The sequence below is a fragment of the Caproicibacterium sp. BJN0003 genome, from assembly GCF_026314295.1.
Classification (GTDB): Bacteria; Bacillota; Clostridia; order Oscillospirales; family Acutalibacteraceae; genus Caproicibacterium.
Map to the genome: position 1 here is coordinate 2,020,186 of NZ_CP111108.1, position 17,181 is coordinate 2,037,366.

Here is a 17,181-nt window from a genome sequence, read left to right on the forward strand (position 1 = left end):
TTCTTGTAAGGAAGCTCTCCTTACATCATGCCCTCGAAGAATTCGATCGTCTTGCTGTCTTGGGTCAAAGTGACGACTGCTTTCTTCCAAGAGGCGGTATATCCTTCGGTGCGGCCCTGGCGACGCAGGTGGCCACGCACGTGCAGAGTGTTGACCTTGCTGACCTTTACGCCAAAGGCTTCTTCCACAGCGCGCTTGACATCGATTTTAGTGGCCTTGTCTGCCACCTGGAAGGTGTAGACCTTATTTCCGATTCCCTGCATTGCTTTTTCAGTGATGATAGGGCGGATAATAATTTCGTGTGCGGTCATTATGCGTACACCTCCTCGATCTGTGCTACGGCATCCTTCAGGACAATAAATTTGTCCGCATTGAGGATATCGTAAACATTCAGGGTATTTACCATTGCGGTTTTTACTCCCGGAAGGTTATTCGCAGAAGCAATTACCTTTTCGTCCTTTTCGGGGAGAACGATCAGAGCCTTTTTATCCGCTCCCAAAGCCTTGAGCATCTCAGCGATGGCCTTGGTCTTGAAATCATCCAGAGTAATTGCGGACAGAACGATCATCTCGTCATCCTTTACCTTGCTGGAGAACGCGGATTTAAGTGCCAGACGTTTCACCTTCTTGTTGAGGGTGTAACTGTAGTCGCGCGGCTTTGGTGCAAAAACAATGCCGCCGTGCGTCCACTGAGGCGCCCGGGTGGAACCCTGACGGGCGTGGCCCGTGCCTTTTTGTTTCCAGGGCTTTCTGCCACCGCCGGAAACCTCGCTGCGGGTCAGCGCAGACTGTGTGCCCTGGCGCTGATTGGCCAGATAATTCTTTACAATGTCATGCATTACGCTGACATTCGGCTCAATGCCGAAAATGGCGTCGGAAAGGTCGATTTTCTCTACTTCCTTGCCGGTCATATCAAGTACTGCTACTGTAGGCATTTCGGTTCCTCCTTTCCTTACGCTTTCACTTTAACGCTGTCATGAATGACAACGATACCGCCATTCGGGCCCGGAACGGCGCCCTTGATAGCGATCAGATTGTTTTCTGCATCGACTTTGGCGACCGTCAGATTCTGTACAGTGGTCGTCTCAGCGCCCATATGGCCAGACATATGCTTGCCTGGGAATACACGGGACGGATCGGAGCAGCAGCCATTGGAACCGGCGTGACGTGCTACCGGGCCGGTGCCATGGGATTCCTTCAGGCGGTGCAGGTTCCAGCGCTTGATGCCGCCGGCCCAGCCCTTGCCTTTGCTGGTGCCCTGTACGTCGACCTTATCTCCGGCAGCGAAAACGTCTGCCTTTACAAGATCGCCGACTTTCAAAGCATCAGCATCGTCCATGCGAAACTCGCGAAGGACTTTTTTCGGAGCGACGTCTGCTTTTTCGAAGTGGCCCTTCATAGGCTTTGTGAGGCGCTGTGCCTTCATTTCGCCATAGCCGAGCTGAACACTCTGGTAGCCGTCGTTCTCTACGGTCTTTTTCTGAGCAACCACGCAAGGGCCTGCTTCAATGACCGTAACGGGAATTACATTTCCCTTTTCGTCGAAAATCTGCGTCATGCCGATTTTCTTGCCAATGATACCTTTTTTCATTGTTCGGATTACCTCCTATGGTTATTGGTTGGCGTTTCTGCCAACATGACCTCGACGCTGGTCGGTTGAAAAATTACTTATAACAGAATCCTGTTACAGTTTAATTTCGATCTCAACACCGGCGGGGAGTTCCAGACCCATCATAGCTTCAACAGTCTTGTTGGAAGGTCTGAGGATGTCGATCAGTCTCTTGTGGGTACGCATTTCAAACTGTTCGCGGCTGTCCTTATACTTATGAACAGCACGCAGAATCGTGATGATCTGCTTTTCGGTCGGCAGCGGGACAGGACCGCTTACGCGGGCGCCTGTACGTTTTGCGGTCTGAACGATCTTTTCACAAGACTGATCGACCAGCTGATGATCGTACCCTTTAATTCTGATCCGGATTTTTTCTTTGACTGCCACTAAAATCGCCTCCTTATTGTAGTTGGCGGACTAGAAAGGCCTTTTTGGCGGAATTTTTCCTACAATGTTCCGGGTGTTTCATCTCGGCCCATTGAAAAACCGGATCTCCCTTTTGGGGCGACCCGGGTCTTGGCAAAAATATCCTGAACAGGAAAAAGTCGCACAAGTACTCTTTCGCTGCACACAATCTTTTCTCGCCCGGTTTAAAATCGGACATACTCCACGGAAAAACCGGCTTAATATAAGCCGCAACCTCCCGCTTCAACGCATATCTGTCGCAGTCGTGCTTGATTATAATACCATAAACAGATTAGGAATGCAAGAATTTCTTTTGTAATAAACAGAAAAATTTAAAGTCTCTTTTTGTTCATTATGCTAGCTCTTCTTTTGGCACTGCTTCTCCCGATATTTTGCAGACTTTGCCTTGGAGGCAGCTGTTGCTGCAGTCCAGCCGCAAACGGTTGCTGCTAATCTTCCAACCGAAATTGGCCCTATTGCGCCGATCGCTGCCGCACCTTTCGGATTTCCCTTTCGGTCATGCAGAATCATTGTAATCCCTTTTGCCTTAGTGCCTGCAATTTGATTACATCCCGATTTTCTGGCAAATGCCGTCCCGACGGCAGCAGCACCTGCAAAAAAAGAAATCTTTCTCCATGTTTTCGCTTTCATAAAATTCTTCCGTCCTTTCCTTTTAATATAGAAAAAATCAGACGAAGATCATTCTTTTCCTAGAATACCCAATTTTTTAGAAAACAACAAGTCTTTCCAAATAAAAATCCGGAAAATTCCGGGTTTTCCCGAAAAATTCCGGATCTGATTTTTTAATACTGACGTCCCCAATAAACCATATGAGTTGCAGGCTTTCCACAGCAGACACAGGTATCGGCTACATGTTCTTCTTCAAATGGAATGCAGCGGGACTTAACGCCGCCGGTTTCATCCTTCAGCTTTTCTTCACAGGCCGCATCTCCGCACCACATTGCTTTGATAAATCCAGGTTTATTTTTGGCAATTTCCAAAAATTCCTCGTGATTATGCGCCACAAATGTTTTAGCGTTCAAATTTGCGAGGGCCTGCTCATACATCTGATCATGTACCTTCTGCAACTGCTCATTGACAGACTCCAAAAGGGTTCCGAGCGGTGTAAAAATCTTTTCGCGGTCCGTTCTGCGCACAAGAACACATTGGTCCTTCTCGATATCCTTCGGCCCGATTTCAAGCCGCAGCGGAACACCCTTCATCTCATATTGGGCAAATTTCCAACCGGGAGACTGCTCAGAATCGTCCAGCTTGACCCGGACTCCAGCTTTTTTGAGCTCTTCAAAAAGTGCATTCGCTTTTTCGAGGACCCCTGGCTTATGCTGTGCAACAGGCACAATAACGACCTGAATCGGAGCGATTGCCGGCGGAAGTTTTAAGCCGCTGTCATCGCCGTGAACCATAATAATCGCACCAATCATTCTGGTGGAAACACCCCAGCTCGTCTGATAGGGATGCTGTAATGTATTGTCACGCCCTGTAAAGGTGATTCCAAAACTCTTTGCGAATCCATCTCCAAAATAATGGCTGGTACCGCCCTGCAGAGCAACGCCATTGTGCATCATCGGTTCGATCGTATAAGTGGCTTCCGCTCCGGCAAACTTTTCTTTCTCCGTTTTCTGTCCGGTCACTGCTGGAATTGCGAGAGAATCACGATAAAAATCCTCATAGCAATGCAGCATCCGCATGGTCTCTTCCTTAGCTTCTTCCGGCGTCTCATGCATCGTATGGCCTTCCTGCCACAAAAATTCACTGCTGCGCAGGAAAGGACGGGTCGTTTTTTCCCAGCGGACAACGCTGCACCACTGATTATAAAGTTTCGGCAGATCTCTCCAGGAATGAATCACTTTCTGATAATGCTCGCAGAAAAGCACTTCGCTGGTGGGACGCACACAAAGGCGTTCTTCCAGCTTTTCTCCGCCGCCCTGCGTAACCCACGCAACTTCGGGCGCAAATCCTTTTACATGTTCCTTTTCCTTATTCAAAAGACTCTCCGGAATAAACATGGGCATATAAACATTTTCATGTCCCAGCTCTTTGAATCTTTTATCCAAAATCTTCTGGATATTCTCCCAGATTGCATATCCGTAAGGTTCAATCACCATACAGCCCTTTACGCTGGAATAATCCATCAGCTCCGCTTTTTTGACGATATCCGTATACCAACGGGTAAAATCCTCATCCATGGGAGTGATTGCTTCCACAAATTTTTTGTCTGCCATAGTTTCTTGACGCTCCTCAGTTCTTTTTTTCTTTTCCGAATTTCGAAAGCACCATAATCAAAAGATACAGCAGCATCATAACGATCAAAATGCCAAGCATCCCTAATCCCATCATTTTAAAGCTTCCGAAAAGGTCGGATTCATGAACAATTCCCAAAACGCTCTGGAAATCTGCCAACATTGTTAACATTTCTATTTTACACCCCCAATAAGTTCCCTGCAAGACTTAAAATGATTCCGCCTGCAACAACCGATCCAATTTGTCCTGCTACATTTGCGCCGACTGCGTGCATCAGCAAATGATTGGTAGGATCTTCTTTCAAAGCCATCTTCTGAATCACGCGCGAGCTCATTGGAAACGCCGAAATTCCGGCGCCGCCTACCATTGGGTTGACTTTTTTACCTTCCGGCAGGAAAATATTCAGAAGCTTTGCAAAAAGGACTCCGCCGATCGTATCGAAAATAAAAGCAAAAAGTCCCAACCCCATAATCAGCAATGTTCCAAAAGTTAGGAACTGCTCCGCCTGCATCTGGAACGCGATTGTAATTCCGAGAAAGATCGTAATCAAATTGGTAAGCGGTCCTTCTGCAGTCTCTTTTAAAGAATCCAACTTATGACATTCCCGAATCAGATTTCCGAACATCAAAAAGCCCACCAAAGCAACCGAATCCGGTGCAATCAGTCCCGCAACAACCGTCACACAAATTGGAAAAAGAATTCTTGTCAGTCTGCTGACCTGCTTCGGATGATAGGGCATCCGGATCTTGCGTTCTTTTTCCGTCGTGACGAGCCGAATCGCAAAAGGCTGAATAATTGGTACCAATGCCATATAGCTATAAGCGGCTACCGAAATGGCACCGATATAATTACTATTAAGTGTTTTTGCAACAAAGATCGAAGTCGGACCATCCGCTGCACCGATCACGCCGGCCGACAACGCGTCTTTTAACGGAAACCCCAAAAGGACTGCCAAAACAACGGTCATAAAGATCCCGAACTGCGCCGCACCGCTGAAAAGCAGCATCCGCGGGTTGGAAAGCAGAGGTCCAAAATCGATCATTGCTCCGATTCCAACAAACAAAAGCAGCGGCATTGCCTCGCTGGCACGAATGCCGACATCATAAAGCCATTGAATAATCCCGGAGTTCCCCAAGACACCGGAATACGGCAGATTCACCAGAATTGCACCAAATCCCATTGGAAGCAGCAAAGCCGGCTCAAAATCCTTTTTAATGGCAAGCCAGATCAAAACGCCGCCGATTATCCACATGATGAATTGTTGTGGAGTAACACTGAGAATCCCCTTGACTAAAAATGAAAAATCTCCCACAAAAATCTACGCTCCTTTTCTTGCTCATAAAGGGAACGATAAACAAAAAAGACTTTTCGGAAAAAGCTGCCCACTGCAATCTTGGACAGTCTCCGAAAAGTCTTGTTACCGATATCGGCACGCATTGCCAGATCTTTTAAAAGATCGTGATGTTGACAAATGCGTTTTCAACTACTCCCTTTTTGTGACTGTTTTCAGTATAGCGATGACTTTCGGAAATGTCAATTCTTATTTTATCCCAAATAAAATTTTTTTCTTCGTAATAAAACAAAATATTGAATGATTTTACAAAGATTCTATTGCACAGTTTTGTGCAGCAGATTACAATAAAAGCAATCTGCAAAAAGAAGAGGGAATTTTATTTGTTTAAATTGGAACAAGTACGCTATAAAACTATTCTCGACATTCCGAATTTTACATTTGACCGACAGATTACCTGCATTGTGGGACCTTCCGGCAGCGGGAAGACTACCCTTCTGCGGCTGCTCAACAAAATGTATCTGCCAACTGCCGGCAATATTTTTTATAACCAAACATCACTCATCGAGATTGACGCTGTAAAGCTGCGTCGAAAAGTCGTCATGCTCGGTCAAACTCCAATCCTTTATCCCGGTACAATTGAAGACAACCTTCAAATCGGACGTCGTTTCTCCGAAGATGAGGACGCCCCACGCAATCTTCTACAGGGCGCATTAGAAAAAGTAGGGCTGCCAAAGTCGCTCAGTGACTCCTGCAATAAGCTTTCCGGCGGAGAAAAACAGCGCCTCTGTATGGCGCGCATCCTTTTAATGAATGCTGAAACTTATCTGATGGATGAACCCTCTGCAGCACTCGACCCTGAGATGGAATATCAAATGACCAAAAATCTGGCAGAATTTGTACGAGAAAAAGGACGCCAGCTCATTTTGATTACCCACTCAAACCAGGTTTCCTCTATGTTCTCAGAAGATATCGTCACATTGGAAAGCGGAAAAATAAAAGAGGGAGAAAGTTTATGAACGCTATCATGGATCTGCCAATCTGGAACCTTGCAATCGCATATGTTTTTGTTCTTCTACTGCTTGTCCTCTCTAAAACGCGGGGGATTGGAAGAGAAAAGTTTATCCTCACTGCCACCGTGCGCATGACTGTTCAGCTGACACTGATGGGATTCATTTTGATGTACGTTTTTGATCATCCAAGCTGGTGGCTAACCAGTCTTATGCTTTGCGTTATGCTAGCATTTGCAATTCGAACCGCCTGCCGCCGAGTTTCCAAAGACCTGCCAAAAGCTTTGCGGCGGCTAATTGGCATCTGCTTAATTTCTTCCTATATTGTTACAGCACTTGTTTTTCTGTTGGCAGTATTACGGGTGACCCCGTGGTTTAATCCACAATACTGTATCCCAATTTCCGGCATGATTATCGGTAATGCTATGACGGGGCTCGCACTCGGTGCAAATAAGCTAAAAAGTGGGATTGAAGAAAACCGAGAAATCATTGAAAACTCTCTGATGTTGGGGTCCACTCCAAAAGCGGCAACTCACAAGATCGTCAATGATGCCTTTGACAGTGCAATCCTTCCCAATATGACGAATATGCTCACGATGGGTATTGTCTCTTTGCCGGGTATGATGACCGGACAAATTCTCTCCGGTACTTTTCCGATGACCGCTATCAAGTACCAAATTGGAATTATGCTGGCAATTTTAGGATGTACCGCACTTGCGAGCGTTCTGCTCGTCACCATCGGATATCAGGCATTCTTTACAAAAGATGCCGCTCTCAAAGACCCAACTTAAATCTTTTGAAAACGGCAAGCTGAATGGTATCCTGTTTTAACCAATCAAATAGCACCAGATTGGAATTGTGATCATCGATAGCAGAGTAGAAAGCACCACACACTTTGTTGCAAACGGTGCATCACTGTGATAGCGCGCTGCAAAAATAGCAGCCGTAGCGCCCGCAGGCATACCAACCATGATTACGCAAACACCGGCAGCTGCATGTTCCAACCCGCAGGCAGTGCTGAGTCCGAACGCAACCATCGGCAGCAGTACAAGACGCAGAAGGCTGATAAAGAGCGTTGATTTATTGACAATGGTGGAGAATTTTACATCGGCAAGAATGGTCCCTACGATCATCATAGTAATTGCAGAATTGCAGTTTCCGATACTTTTAATCGTCAAAGTCATAAACTCCGGCAGCTGCACCTTGGTCACCATGATCAGCAATCCTATGTAAACAGCGACTAAACACGGATGAGTCAGCACATTTCGAATGACTTTTTTGCGGTCTGTAGTTTCCCCGGAAACAAAATAAGAAGTACCGACTGACCAAATCACCATACGCTGTGGAATCAGAAAAATAGAAGAATAAAGCAATCCAATGTTCCCATAAATTCCTTCGGCTACCGGATTCCCTAAAAATGCTCCGTTTGAAACAATCGTGCAGTATTGAAGGACTTTTTTCTGCTGCTCATTAAAACGGTTAAAAAGGAAATGATTGAGGATAATACCGACAAACTGCATCAGTACACTGACAAGAAGAATCCACCAGCAAGCCTGCATTTCAGCCGTGTCAAAATCCACCAGACAAGATTTAATGGTATTACACGGGATAATTACATCCATACAAAGATCTGTTAGACAACGAGTTCCGTTATCATCTATGATTCCCTTTTTCTTAAGGAACAATCCAAGCAGAATCATCAGGAACAACGACCCTTGCAGACTGAATAATTGACCGATATCCACCCACGCATCTCCCTTTTCTATCCAATAAAGTTTCTTTATGTATTCAAAATATATAATGATATATAATATGAATAATTCTAACATAAAGGAAGTGTGTGAAGCAATCTTTTCCCTTGGTTTTTTACAATAAAAATAAAAGGGCCGCAAAACCATAATAAATATGGTCCTGCGGCTCTTTTTATTTCGTCATCTTATCAAACACTCTTAAAAGTTCATCAATTTTAGCTTCCGGGTCACCACTTTCAAAAGCTTCTCTTACACATCCGCGCATATGTGCACGAATAATCTCTTTATTGGCTTTTTGCAGGATCGCCGTTACAGCCAACAGTTGATTGGAAATATCAATGCAGTAACGGTCTTCATCCACCATCTTCTGTACACCCTGCAACTGCCCCATTGCGGTCTTTAAGAGACGATTGATTATCTTTGGATCTGCCTGCATCAGTCAGCCTCTACTTTTCCGGGCTCGTACCCTGCTTCTTTAACCGCTTCCTGCAAAGCCGTATCCGCGACTTCTTCCTTTAGGGTTAAAACGGCATTTTTATTTTCTAAGCTAACCTCTGCCTTTTCTACTCCCGGTACCTTTTCCAGTGCTTCTTTTACATGTGCCTGGCAATGCGCACACATCATACCTTCTACTGCAATTACTTTTTTCATTTCGACTTGCTCTCCTTTATTTGTTTTTTCAAAATCCTTGGAAATGGATTTTTCGACTGCTGTTTGTTTAACCAAATTGGTCTGTTCTTTGGGGTGGAAAAAGCGTAAGCGCAAAGCATTACTTACTACACATACGCTGCTGAGGCTCATGGCTGCCGCTCCGAACATCGGATTTAAAGTCCAGCCGAGTAATGAATAAAACACCCCTGCTGCGAGCGGAATTCCAATGGCATTATAAAAGAACGCCCAAAACAGGTTCATATGAATATTGCGGATCACCGCACGGGAAAGATCAATCGCGGTGACGGCATCCATCAAATCACTTTTCATGAGAACAACATCGGCGCTTTCAATTGCAATATCCGTTCCTGCACCGATTGCAATTCCAACATCAGCACGAGCAAGTGCCGGCGCATCGTTGATTCCATCGCCTACCATGGCGACTTTTCTTCCTTCCTCTTGCAGTTTGCGAATTTCGCGCTCTTTGTCTTGCGGCAGCACCTCCGCCACCGCCTGATCAATTCCAAGACTCTTTCGTACAGCCTCTGCTGTCTTCCGATGATCGCCAGTCAGCATTACAACCTTAAGTCCCATTTGCTGCACCGTGTGAATTGCCTCACGACTATTCTCTTTGGGAAGATCGGCTGCCGCGATTAATCCTAGCAACTGACCGTTTTGGGCAAAATAGAGCGGCGTCTTTCCTTGTGCTGCAAAAGCTTCCGCTTTTGGCTTTAGATTCTCACAAGAAACACCTTCTCCTTCTAAGAAATCCGACGTTCCTGCAAGACAGTCAATCCCATTGAGCCGTGCGCGCAGTCCTCTGCCTGGAACTGCCTCAAACGTTTCCGGCGAGGTCAGTGAAATTTTCTGCTCTTCTGCCTTTCTTAGAATTGCCTGTGCCAGAGGATGCTCACTGCTTTGTTCCAAAGAAGCTGCTAATTTTAGGAATTCGTCTTCCGATAAACTTTGCTCCAAATCCACTAAGAGGTCCGTAATTTCCGGTTTTCCTCTGGTAATCGTTCCTGTCTTATCGAGAACGACGGTATCCACCGAATGTGCATGTTCCAGCGCCTCAGCATTTTTATAGAGAACCCCAAGCTGTGCGCCACGTCCGGTTCCCACCATAATTGCCACCGGCGTTGCCAGTCCTAACGCACAGGGGCAAGAAATGACCAGTACCGCAATTCCGATAGAAAGTGCAAACTCCGGTGTCTGTCCGGAAAGCAGCCAAAAGAATGCCGCAACGATTGCAATTAAAATTACCACTGGCACAAAGACAGCACTGATTCGATCTGCTAATTTGGCGATCGGCGCTTTGGAACTGCCTGCTTCCTCTACTAAATGAATAATCTGACTAAGTGTTGTATCTTCTCCTACACGGGTCGCACGAAAAATCAATCGTCCGGAGCCGTTTACCGAAGCGGCAATCAAAGAATCCCCCGGATGTTTTTCTACCGGAATACTTTCTCCGGTTAGAGCACTCTGATCAACAGCCGAAGTTCCTTCTGTAATTTCACCATCTACCGGAATTCTCGCTCCAGGCTTAACAATCAACAGGTCCCCTTCTTTCACCTGTTCCAACGGAATGATTTTTTCTTTTCCGTTTTCAAAAAGAATAGCTGTCTGCGGACGCAAGTCCATCAATTTTTCTACGGCTTCTCCCGTTTTTCCGCGAGAGCGGGTCTCCAAATATTTTCCCAGCGTAATTAATGTTAAAATAGTTCCCGCCGATTCAAAATAGAGGTCCATATGATACCGCATCACAAGAGCGCTATCGGAAACTCCAAGACCATATCCCATTCGGCAGATTGCAAAAATACCATACACCACAGCCGCCGTACTGCCTACTGCAATGAGCGTATCCATATTCGGCGCGCGGTGCCATAGGGAACGAAATCCCCGCTGATAATAAACCCTATTTAAATACATGATCGGCAATGTAAGAAAGAGCTGTGTCATGCCGTAGCTGATCGAATTTTCGTATCCATTTAAAAAGCCCGGCAGCGGAAGTCCAGCCATATGCCCCATAGAAAGATAAAACAGCGGAACAAAAAACACAAAAGACCACAAAAGCCGATGCTTCATTTCTTTTAACTCAGAAGCAGAACGTTCTTTGATAGACTCCTGTGGCCTTTCTTTTTTCTCCCCATTTTTTACAATCGGAGAAGCTCCATATCCACCCTTTTCCACTGCTTCACAAATCGTTTTGTCATTAAGTTCCTGCTCTTTATAAGTGACCTCCATTCTGCCGGAAAGAAGATTCACATTGCATTTTTCTACTCCCGGGAGCTTGCTGACTGCCTTTTCCACATGCGCTTGACAAGCAGCACAGGTCATTCCAGTAACGTCAAATGTCTGTTTCATTGGTTCCTCCAAATTTTATTAAGCAAGTTTATCCCCCACCCACGGGGGGTGTATTATTATTATACTAATATTGTTTTAAAAATCAACCCTTTGTCATAAAGTTTTTGCATTTCCGTATAAAAAAGCCTGCCGAAGATTTTTATTCAGCAGGTCTTCTTTTATTTATGATTCCCGACATTTAAAAATACATCCGCAAAAAGGCGGAAGATCCACCAAAAGGCATTGTCGCATACCGCGTCGGCAGGAAGATTTTGTGAGATTTTTATGGCCATTTCCATTATAGCGAAATTCGTCTGTTGTAAAAATTTCTTCGTAATCTCCCTGTTCTTCAACAGGAAGAGCATAATCTACCGCCGGACGATCTGAAAAATTCAAAGCAATATAGAGCTTTTCATGAGATTTTCCGTTTACACTTTTGCGCGAATAAGAAAAAATACAGCGGCAGGCATTTGTTAGATCTGCCCAATGAAATCCATCCGGATTAAAATCACTTGATGAAAGAGACGGATGGCTGATATAAAATTTTTGAAGATCTCGGAAAAAATGATGAAATGCGTCATGCTTAGGATAGGTGAGCAAGTTCCAACCAAGTTCTGCATTTTCATCCCATTCTTTAAACTCAGCCAGTTCACAGCCCATAAAGGTGAGCTTTTTCCCAGGATGGGTAAAAAGATAAAGATAGAGAAGCCGAAGCTGCGGAAATTTATTTTCATAGCTTCCATAGATCTTATCAATGATCGTTTTCTTTCCATGGACTACTTCATCATGAGAAAACGGCAGCAAAAAAATATCCTGATAAAAATAACTGATCGAAAAAGTAATCCGCTCCGCAAAATTTTTGCGTTCTGCCGGTGTTTTCATCATGTAATCGAACGTATCGTTCATAAAGCCCAGATCCCATTTATAATCAAATCCGAGTCCCCCATAAACTACGGGAGCCGTCACTTTCGGAAAATTTGAAGAATCCTCTGCAATCAAAAGACAATCCGGATGGCGCTGCTGCATTTCATAATTCGTATTCTTTAAAAACCAAACGCCAGCTTCATTAACACCATGGTCTTCTTGTCCGTTCTGATAAAGCATTCTGGAAACCGCATCATATCGAATCCCGTCAAAATGGAAAACAGTCAGCCAAAAATCAACTGCCGATTTTAAAAAGCTAAGCACATGCGATTTCGTAAAATCAAAAAAGATGGTCCCCCACTCACTGCAGCGCAAATCTTTATTTTCACTCTCGTAAAGATAAGTACCGTCATACTGATGAAGCGCATAAAAATCACTGACAAAATGTGCGGGCACAAAATCCATCAGAACCCCAAGTCCTGCCTGATGACACTGATCAACGAGCTTCATAAGCTGCTGCGGTGTTCCATAGCGGGAAGTTGCGCTGTAATATCCGGTCACCTGATATCCCCAACTTGCATCCAGCGGATATTCAGTCAACGGCAAAAATTCCAAATGGGTGTATCCCTGTTCTTTTGCATAAGGAATCAAGATTTCTGCTAATTCGTCATAATTGTAAAACCGCTCGTCCCCTTTTTTCCCAGTCTTGATTTTCCAAGACCCAGCATGGACTTCATAAATAGAAAGCGGTGCATTATAATATTTTTCCGTCTGTTTCCGCTTTTTTAGCCATTCTTCGTCCTGCCATTTATAGTTTTTTAAATCACAGACAATCGACGCTGTGTTTGGTCGCACCTCACTTTGAAAAGCAAATGGATCAATTCGGTCATATATTTTTCCATCCTGTGTCTCGATTTGATATTTATACATCTGCTTTTCTTTGGCACAATGAGAAAAAAGGCTCCAAAAGCCATAGGAATCCCGCTCCATTAAAATCGGATTCCAATCAGTACATTCTGACAAAAGAGAAACACTCTTTGCACCTGGTGCAAATACTGTAAAGCGAACTCCTTCTTGCCCCTTTTCGTTAACAAGATGTGCACCTAAAGTTCGATAGGCGTCGCAGCTTTCTCCCCGCAGATATTGTTTCAAAGATTCTTTTTCCAATTTTCGGCGCCCCCTTCTTTTTCTTTATCATAACATGCCCGAAAAAAAAGTAAAGCAAATATTTCTACTCAAGAATTTTAAGAAAGACAATACTTTTCCACTGCCTTTGCAACCCCGTCTTCATCATTGGAAAGCGTAACATCATTCGCTACTTCCAATACCGGTTTTTGAGCATTTTTCATTGCGACCCCTAATCCAGCATACTCGATCATTGAAACGTCATTAAATCCATCCCCACAAGCCATCAGTTTCTCACGGTCCCACCCAAGATGGTTTAAAAGTGCCTGAAGGGCTTTTGCTTTATTTCCTCCCAACGGCATAAATTCCATATAATATGGATCGCTTCGATAAACGCTGCACTGCGAAAATTCCTTTTGTGCTTTTGAGATCAATTTTTGAATGACCGGTGGATCTGCCGCCATCAAAAATTTATAGATTGGAAACTGAATTGCAGCCGAAAGCTCTTTACATTCTTTAATCTTCATATGATTGACAGAAGCATCAAACCGTGCATAACGACTTTCCGACTGTTGTGTGATAAGCTGATCTTCGTGATAAACCACCATCGTCACATCATTTTCGACGCCAAAGGCACAAAGCTTTGGAATTAAGTTTTGTGGCAGAAATTCCTCATAAAGATTTTCGCCTGTAGCGCAATCATAAATCCGTCCTCCATTACAGGCAGCAACATATCCACCAAACTGCGGCAGCTTTAAAAGATCTGCAATGGGCCTAACCCCCGGCACCGGTCTTCCGGAAGTAAGCGCAATTCTAACTCCTGCCTCTTGCGCACGCAGAAGAACCTTTTTCGTATAATCCGTCACCTTTTTTTCGGTAGTCATAAGTGTCCCATCTAAATCCAGTGCCAACAATCGATACCGCATAATCTTCTCCTTTTCATTTCTTCTTTCATCTTACAGAATTTATTTCTTCTATGCAATGGAATCATTTCACGAAGGATTCTTTTCTGTGGATTGATTTTTGTGCAAAACTGAAATCCTTTTTCAAAAGTTTGCAGGAAAATTTCTTCTATGTTATAATTGCAAAGATTCTTATTCTTATAAAAAGGAGACGACCAGAAATGCCGCAAAAGCCTCTTTATCATGCCGTAATTCTGGACTTTGACGGCACTGTCTGCGCAACCGGAGAGGGAATTATTTATTCTGTAAAACAGGTACTGAGCACCATGGGATATCCGATTCCATCCCCTGTTGTTCTTCAAAAGTTTATTGGGCCGCCCCCAGTATACAGCTATATGACATTCTGCGGTATGCCAAAAGCAGAAGCAGAAAAGGCACTCCTTCTTTTCCGAAAGATTTACAATGAAGAAGGCTGGCATCGCACAAAAGCTTATCCTAACATGGATGATCTGCTGAAAGATCTCGATCGTTGTGGTGTTAAGATCTGCACTGCCAGCAGCAAGCCAATTCGTCAAATTGAAAGACTTCTACAAAAATTTCATCTGAGACAATATTTCTGCGGAATCGAAGGAGTAGATGAAACAAACGAAACGAAACGTGGTGCGGACAAGCCTACTCTGATTCGCGATGCAATGGCTTGTTGTGGAGTTACAGATCCTCAAAAGGCTGTGATGATCGGCGACACGCACTTTGATGTAGAAGGTGCAAAAGAAGTGGGAATTCCTTTTATTGGTGCTGCTTATGGGTATGGGGGAAGAAAAGAGCTCTTAGACGCCGGCGCCTCTGTACTTGCAGATTCTGTAAAAGCACTTTACCCGCTTCTCTTTTCAGACAACGTTTAAAATTATAATTTTTTGCTTTCAAAATAAATTCTCATACAAAAAAGGTCCAGCTTTCGCTGGACCTTTTTATTATTACTTTTTTATCAAAACTATCCAAACTTCTTCTTGCTCTCATCAGAAACGGTAAAATAAGGGTTGTCATTCAAAGCCTGCATCAAAATTGGCAATGTCTCATGCATACAATATCCATGCGTAGGGTCAAGCGTTCCATCCAATGCCTTAAAGGTATATCCTTCTCCCTGCGCCTCTGGAATAACTCGTTTCAGCGCCTCTATTGTCGCGTCTTTTCCATCGATATTATGCATTAAAATAATATTGCAATCCTTATGAATAGCCCTCATTATATTAGTGTAAAGCGTATCGGCATTTTGAGCTATATCAGCATTCGCATCACCAGAACTGCCATCCCAATCATAATAGATAAATCCACGGCGAATCATTTCCTTAATAATCTTCTGCCGTGTCTCGTTCAACTTACCGCCACCATCACTGCCACCTGGGAACCGAAAGAATCGCGGAGCTACCCCAGTAACGGATTTAATTTTTTCATACATTTGGTTAAAATCATCAAGGTATGCTTCTACTGAAGAATAAATGTTCGCATAGATATGGCTGTACGAATGGATTCCGACCGCATGTCCTTTTTCAACACAGGTTTTCATTAGGTCTTGATAGCCATTCGTAAGCGGCTGAGCAGTATCAAAAAAAGTAACCTTTGCTTGATATTGATCCAATACATCCAGCAGCGGCTGTGTCAGCACGCTGGGACCATCATCAAAAGTCAGGTAGACTGTTTTTGATTCCGGAGCTTTCAGCTTTCCACCATTCAGCGGCATTTGGGCATAAAGATCCGGATATAAAGCCTCATAGCCTGTCAGATTATCTCCCGCAGCAATTTTACCATCTTTTCCTTCAACAGCAGCTGCCGTCTGTATGGTACCATCGGAAGAAGACAATTGTGTTTCAGAAACAGAAACATTTCCACTATCAACACTTGCTACACCATTTTCTCCATTAGGCTGTACGAGTTTATTGATAGCCAAAACGATCCCAATAACTGCAACTATAATTACCACACAAACAACAACAATGACTGTCCTACGGATTAGCAATTTTTTCCGTCTGCGGCCATGGTAATCATGCTGCACTTTGCTTACCATTAAAAGTCCTCCTAAAAATTTGCTAAAAAGTTCTTTTGTAAAATAATTCCTTTTTTAAAGTATAGCCTCTTTTTTGACATGTTTCTACAATCGTATCAAAATTGTATCTATTTTTACACATGAATTCGCGGCCGGTACCGATGAATTTCTTTTTCTGCCACATATCCCACTTTTCCGCGTCCATTTTCAGCTGGTTCAAAAATAATATCAAAAAGGTTTAAAGACCTGACGAACTGTGTCAGTTTTTTAAAGCCATAATTGCGGGAATCAAAGTCCGGATAACGACGGGCGAGCATATTGCCAATATCACTGATCGGCAAACGTCCATCCTCATCTGATGCATCTCTTACCATAGAAAGGATTGCCGCCGCAATCACTTCTTTAGAAGTTACCTCAGCTACTGGCTGTATCTTCGGTGTATTTGCAGAATCATCTCCGTCATCCGTTGCTTCCTGCGCCAAAACCTCCAAATAGCGAAAGCGGTTACAGGCTGCAATAAAGGGTGCCGGTGTTTTCTTTTCTCCCATCCCGATTACTTCCATCCCGCCTTCCCGCAAACGAGAAGCAAGACGAGTAAAATCGCTGTCACTGCTGACAAGACAAAATCCTTCTATATTACCGGAATACAAAATATCCATGGCATCAATGATCATCGCTGAATCCGTGGCATTCTTTCCTGTTGTATAACCATACTGCTGAATCGGCGTAATGGAATAGCTGAGAAGAACACTCTTCCAGGAACCGAGTGAAGGTTTCGTCCAGTCCCCGTAAATTCTTTTATAAGTAGCAATCCCACTATTGGTCACTTCGTCTAAGATATAACGAATATATTTTTCAGATACATTATCAGCATCAATTAATACTGCAAATCGATTTTCCTGGTTCATAATTTCCTTTCTTTGTTATA

At 44.0% G+C, this 17,181-nt stretch carries 18 protein-coding genes; 3 read left to right on the plus strand and 15 right to left on the minus strand.

Annotated features, from left to right (window positions below; genetic code table 11):
• Positions 1 to 20: 20 nt before the first annotated feature.
• The 8 genes from rplW to OP489_RS10180 form a co-directional block, all read right to left on the minus strand.
• Complete coding sequence (rplW, locus tag OP489_RS10145) at positions 21 to 311, minus strand: 50S ribosomal protein L23 (protein WP_180342167.1); 291 nt, start codon at positions 309 to 311, stop codon at positions 21 to 23.
• On the minus strand, positions 311 to 934 hold the full coding sequence (gene rplD / locus OP489_RS10150) for a 50S ribosomal protein L4 (protein ID WP_266161865.1): 624 nt from the start codon (positions 932 to 934) through the stop codon (positions 311 to 313). The genes rplW and rplD overlap by 1 nt, the downstream gene beginning before the upstream one ends.
• Positions 935 to 951: 17 nt before the next feature.
• Positions 952 to 1,590: a 50S ribosomal protein L3 gene (gene rplC, locus OP489_RS10155; protein ID WP_266161866.1), complete on the minus strand. Its 639-nt coding sequence runs from the start codon at positions 1,588 to 1,590 to the stop codon at positions 952 to 954.
• A gap of 93 nt (positions 1,591 to 1,683) precedes the next feature.
• Positions 1,684 to 1,995, minus strand: coding sequence for a 30S ribosomal protein S10 (gene rpsJ, locus OP489_RS10160; protein ID WP_180342164.1), 312 nt, complete (start codon positions 1,993 to 1,995; stop codon positions 1,684 to 1,686).
• Positions 1,996 to 2,370: 375 nt separating this feature from the next.
• Positions 2,371 to 2,664, minus strand: a complete 294-nt coding sequence (locus OP489_RS10165) for a hypothetical protein (RefSeq protein WP_266161867.1) — start codon at positions 2,662 to 2,664, stop codon at positions 2,371 to 2,373.
• Between the two features lie 152 nt (positions 2,665 to 2,816).
• Entirely contained in the window at positions 2,817 to 4,256 is a 1,440-nt protein-coding gene (gene proS, locus OP489_RS10170) for a proline--tRNA ligase (protein ID WP_266161868.1), read from the minus strand.
• A 16-nt stretch (positions 4,257 to 4,272) separates the two neighbouring features.
• Positions 4,273 to 4,446 carry an OadG-related small transporter subunit gene (locus OP489_RS10175; protein WP_266161869.1) on the minus strand — a complete coding sequence of 58 codons (174 nt, stop codon included), beginning with the start codon at positions 4,444 to 4,446 and terminating at the stop codon, positions 4,273 to 4,275.
• 7 nt (positions 4,447 to 4,453) lie between these two features.
• Positions 4,454 to 5,527 carry a sodium ion-translocating decarboxylase subunit beta gene (locus OP489_RS10180; protein ID WP_266163527.1) on the minus strand — a complete coding sequence of 358 codons (1,074 nt, stop codon included), beginning with the start codon at positions 5,525 to 5,527 and terminating at the stop codon, positions 4,454 to 4,456.
• Positions 5,528 to 5,949: 422 nt separating this feature from the next.
• Here OP489_RS10180 and OP489_RS10185 point away from each other — a divergent pair, with 422 nt between their 5' ends.
• Together OP489_RS10185 and OP489_RS10190 are read left to right on the plus strand one after the other, a co-directional pair.
• Positions 5,950 to 6,585, plus strand: a complete 636-nt coding sequence (locus OP489_RS10185) for an ABC transporter ATP-binding protein (protein WP_266161870.1) — start codon at positions 5,950 to 5,952, stop codon at positions 6,583 to 6,585.
• Entirely contained in the window at positions 6,582 to 7,367 is a 786-nt protein-coding gene (locus tag OP489_RS10190; RefSeq protein WP_266161871.1) for an ABC transporter permease, read from the plus strand. Before OP489_RS10185 ends, OP489_RS10190 begins: the two co-directional genes overlap by 4 nt.
• Positions 7,368 to 7,403: 36 nt before the next feature.
• Here OP489_RS10190 and OP489_RS10195 read toward each other — a convergent pair whose 3' ends face one another.
• The 5 genes from OP489_RS10195 to OP489_RS10215 form a co-directional block, all read right to left on the minus strand.
• Positions 7,404 to 8,321: an AEC family transporter gene (locus tag OP489_RS10195; RefSeq protein WP_266161872.1), complete on the minus strand. Its 918-nt coding sequence runs from the start codon at positions 8,319 to 8,321 to the stop codon at positions 7,404 to 7,406.
• 178 nt (positions 8,322 to 8,499) lie between these two features.
• Positions 8,500 to 8,763, minus strand: a complete 264-nt coding sequence (locus tag OP489_RS10200; protein ID WP_266161873.1) for a metal-sensing transcriptional repressor — start codon at positions 8,761 to 8,763, stop codon at positions 8,500 to 8,502.
• Positions 8,763 to 11,342 (minus strand): heavy metal translocating P-type ATPase, encoded by a 2,580-nt coding sequence (locus OP489_RS10205; RefSeq protein WP_266161874.1) that lies wholly within the window; start codon positions 11,340 to 11,342, stop codon positions 8,763 to 8,765. Before OP489_RS10205 ends, OP489_RS10200 begins: the two co-directional genes overlap by 1 nt.
• A 162-nt stretch (positions 11,343 to 11,504) precedes the next feature.
• A complete protein-coding gene (gene glgB, locus OP489_RS10210; RefSeq protein ID WP_266161875.1) occupies positions 11,505 to 13,352 on the minus strand; it encodes a 1,4-alpha-glucan branching protein GlgB in 1,848 nt (615 codons plus the stop codon).
• A 77-nt stretch (positions 13,353 to 13,429) separates the two neighbouring features.
• On the minus strand, positions 13,430 to 14,236 hold the full coding sequence (locus OP489_RS10215; protein ID WP_266161876.1) for a Cof-type HAD-IIB family hydrolase: 807 nt from the start codon (positions 14,234 to 14,236) through the stop codon (positions 13,430 to 13,432).
• 197 nt (positions 14,237 to 14,433) lie between these two features.
• Between OP489_RS10215 and OP489_RS10220 the strand changes: the two genes are divergently transcribed.
• The gene (locus OP489_RS10220; protein ID WP_266161877.1) at positions 14,434 to 15,114 is read left to right on the plus strand and encodes an HAD hydrolase-like protein; all 681 of its coding nucleotides are present in this window, start codon (positions 14,434 to 14,436) and stop codon (positions 15,112 to 15,114) included.
• Between the two features lie 89 nt (positions 15,115 to 15,203).
• Here the strand turns inward: OP489_RS10220 and OP489_RS10225 are convergent, their stop codons facing one another.
• Positions 15,204 to 16,274, minus strand: a complete 1,071-nt coding sequence (locus OP489_RS10225; protein ID WP_266161879.1) for a polysaccharide deacetylase family protein — start codon at positions 16,272 to 16,274, stop codon at positions 15,204 to 15,206.
• Between the two features lie 113 nt (positions 16,275 to 16,387).
• Positions 16,388 to 17,161 carry an NYN domain-containing protein gene (locus OP489_RS10230; RefSeq protein WP_266161880.1) on the minus strand — a complete coding sequence of 258 codons (774 nt, stop codon included), beginning with the start codon at positions 17,159 to 17,161 and terminating at the stop codon, positions 16,388 to 16,390.
• Positions 17,162 to 17,181: the final 20 nt, after the last annotated feature.

What these genes read in the sequence shown, in the direction of transcription:
- OP489_RS10205 (WP_266161874.1), bottom strand. Translation starts at nt 11,342, where the DNA reads ATGAAACAGACATTTGACGTTACTGGAATGACCTGTGCTGCTTGTCAA.
- rplW (WP_180342167.1), bottom strand. Translation starts at nt 311, where the DNA reads ATGACCGCACACGAAATTATTATCCGCCCTATCATCACTGAAAAAGCA.
- proS (WP_266161868.1), bottom strand. Translation starts at nt 4,256, where the DNA reads ATGGCAGACAAAAAATTTGTGGAAGCAATCACTCCCATGGATGAGGAT.
- OP489_RS10165 (WP_266161867.1), bottom strand. Translation starts at nt 2,664, where the DNA reads ATGAAAGCGAAAACATGGAGAAAGATTTCTTTTTTTGCAGGTGCTGCT.
- OP489_RS10230 (WP_266161880.1), bottom strand. Translation starts at nt 17,161, where the DNA reads ATGAACCAGGAAAATCGATTTGCAGTATTAATTGATGCTGATAATGTA.
- OP489_RS10175 (WP_266161869.1), bottom strand. Translation starts at nt 4,446, where the DNA reads ATGTTAACAATGTTGGCAGATTTCCAGAGCGTTTTGGGAATTGTTCAT.
- OP489_RS10215 (WP_266161876.1), bottom strand. Translation starts at nt 14,236, where the DNA reads ATGCGGTATCGATTGTTGGCACTGGATTTAGATGGGACACTTATGACT.
- rplC (WP_266161866.1), bottom strand. Translation starts at nt 1,590, where the DNA reads ATGAAAAAAGGTATCATTGGCAAGAAAATCGGCATGACGCAGATTTTC.
- OP489_RS10225 (WP_266161879.1), bottom strand. Translation starts at nt 16,274, where the DNA reads ATGGTAAGCAAAGTGCAGCATGATTACCATGGCCGCAGACGGAAAAAA.
- OP489_RS10200 (WP_266161873.1), bottom strand. Translation starts at nt 8,763, where the DNA reads ATGCAGGCAGATCCAAAGATAATCAATCGTCTCTTAAAGACCGCAATG.
- OP489_RS10190 (WP_266161871.1), top strand. Translation starts at nt 6,582, where the DNA reads ATGAACGCTATCATGGATCTGCCAATCTGGAACCTTGCAATCGCATAT.
- OP489_RS10180 (WP_266163527.1), bottom strand. Translation starts at nt 5,527, where the DNA reads ATGTGGATAATCGGCGGCGTTTTGATCTGGCTTGCCATTAAAAAGGAT.
- OP489_RS10220 (WP_266161877.1), top strand. Translation starts at nt 14,434, where the DNA reads ATGCCGCAAAAGCCTCTTTATCATGCCGTAATTCTGGACTTTGACGGC.
- rplD (WP_266161865.1), bottom strand. Translation starts at nt 934, where the DNA reads ATGCCTACAGTAGCAGTACTTGATATGACCGGCAAGGAAGTAGAGAAA.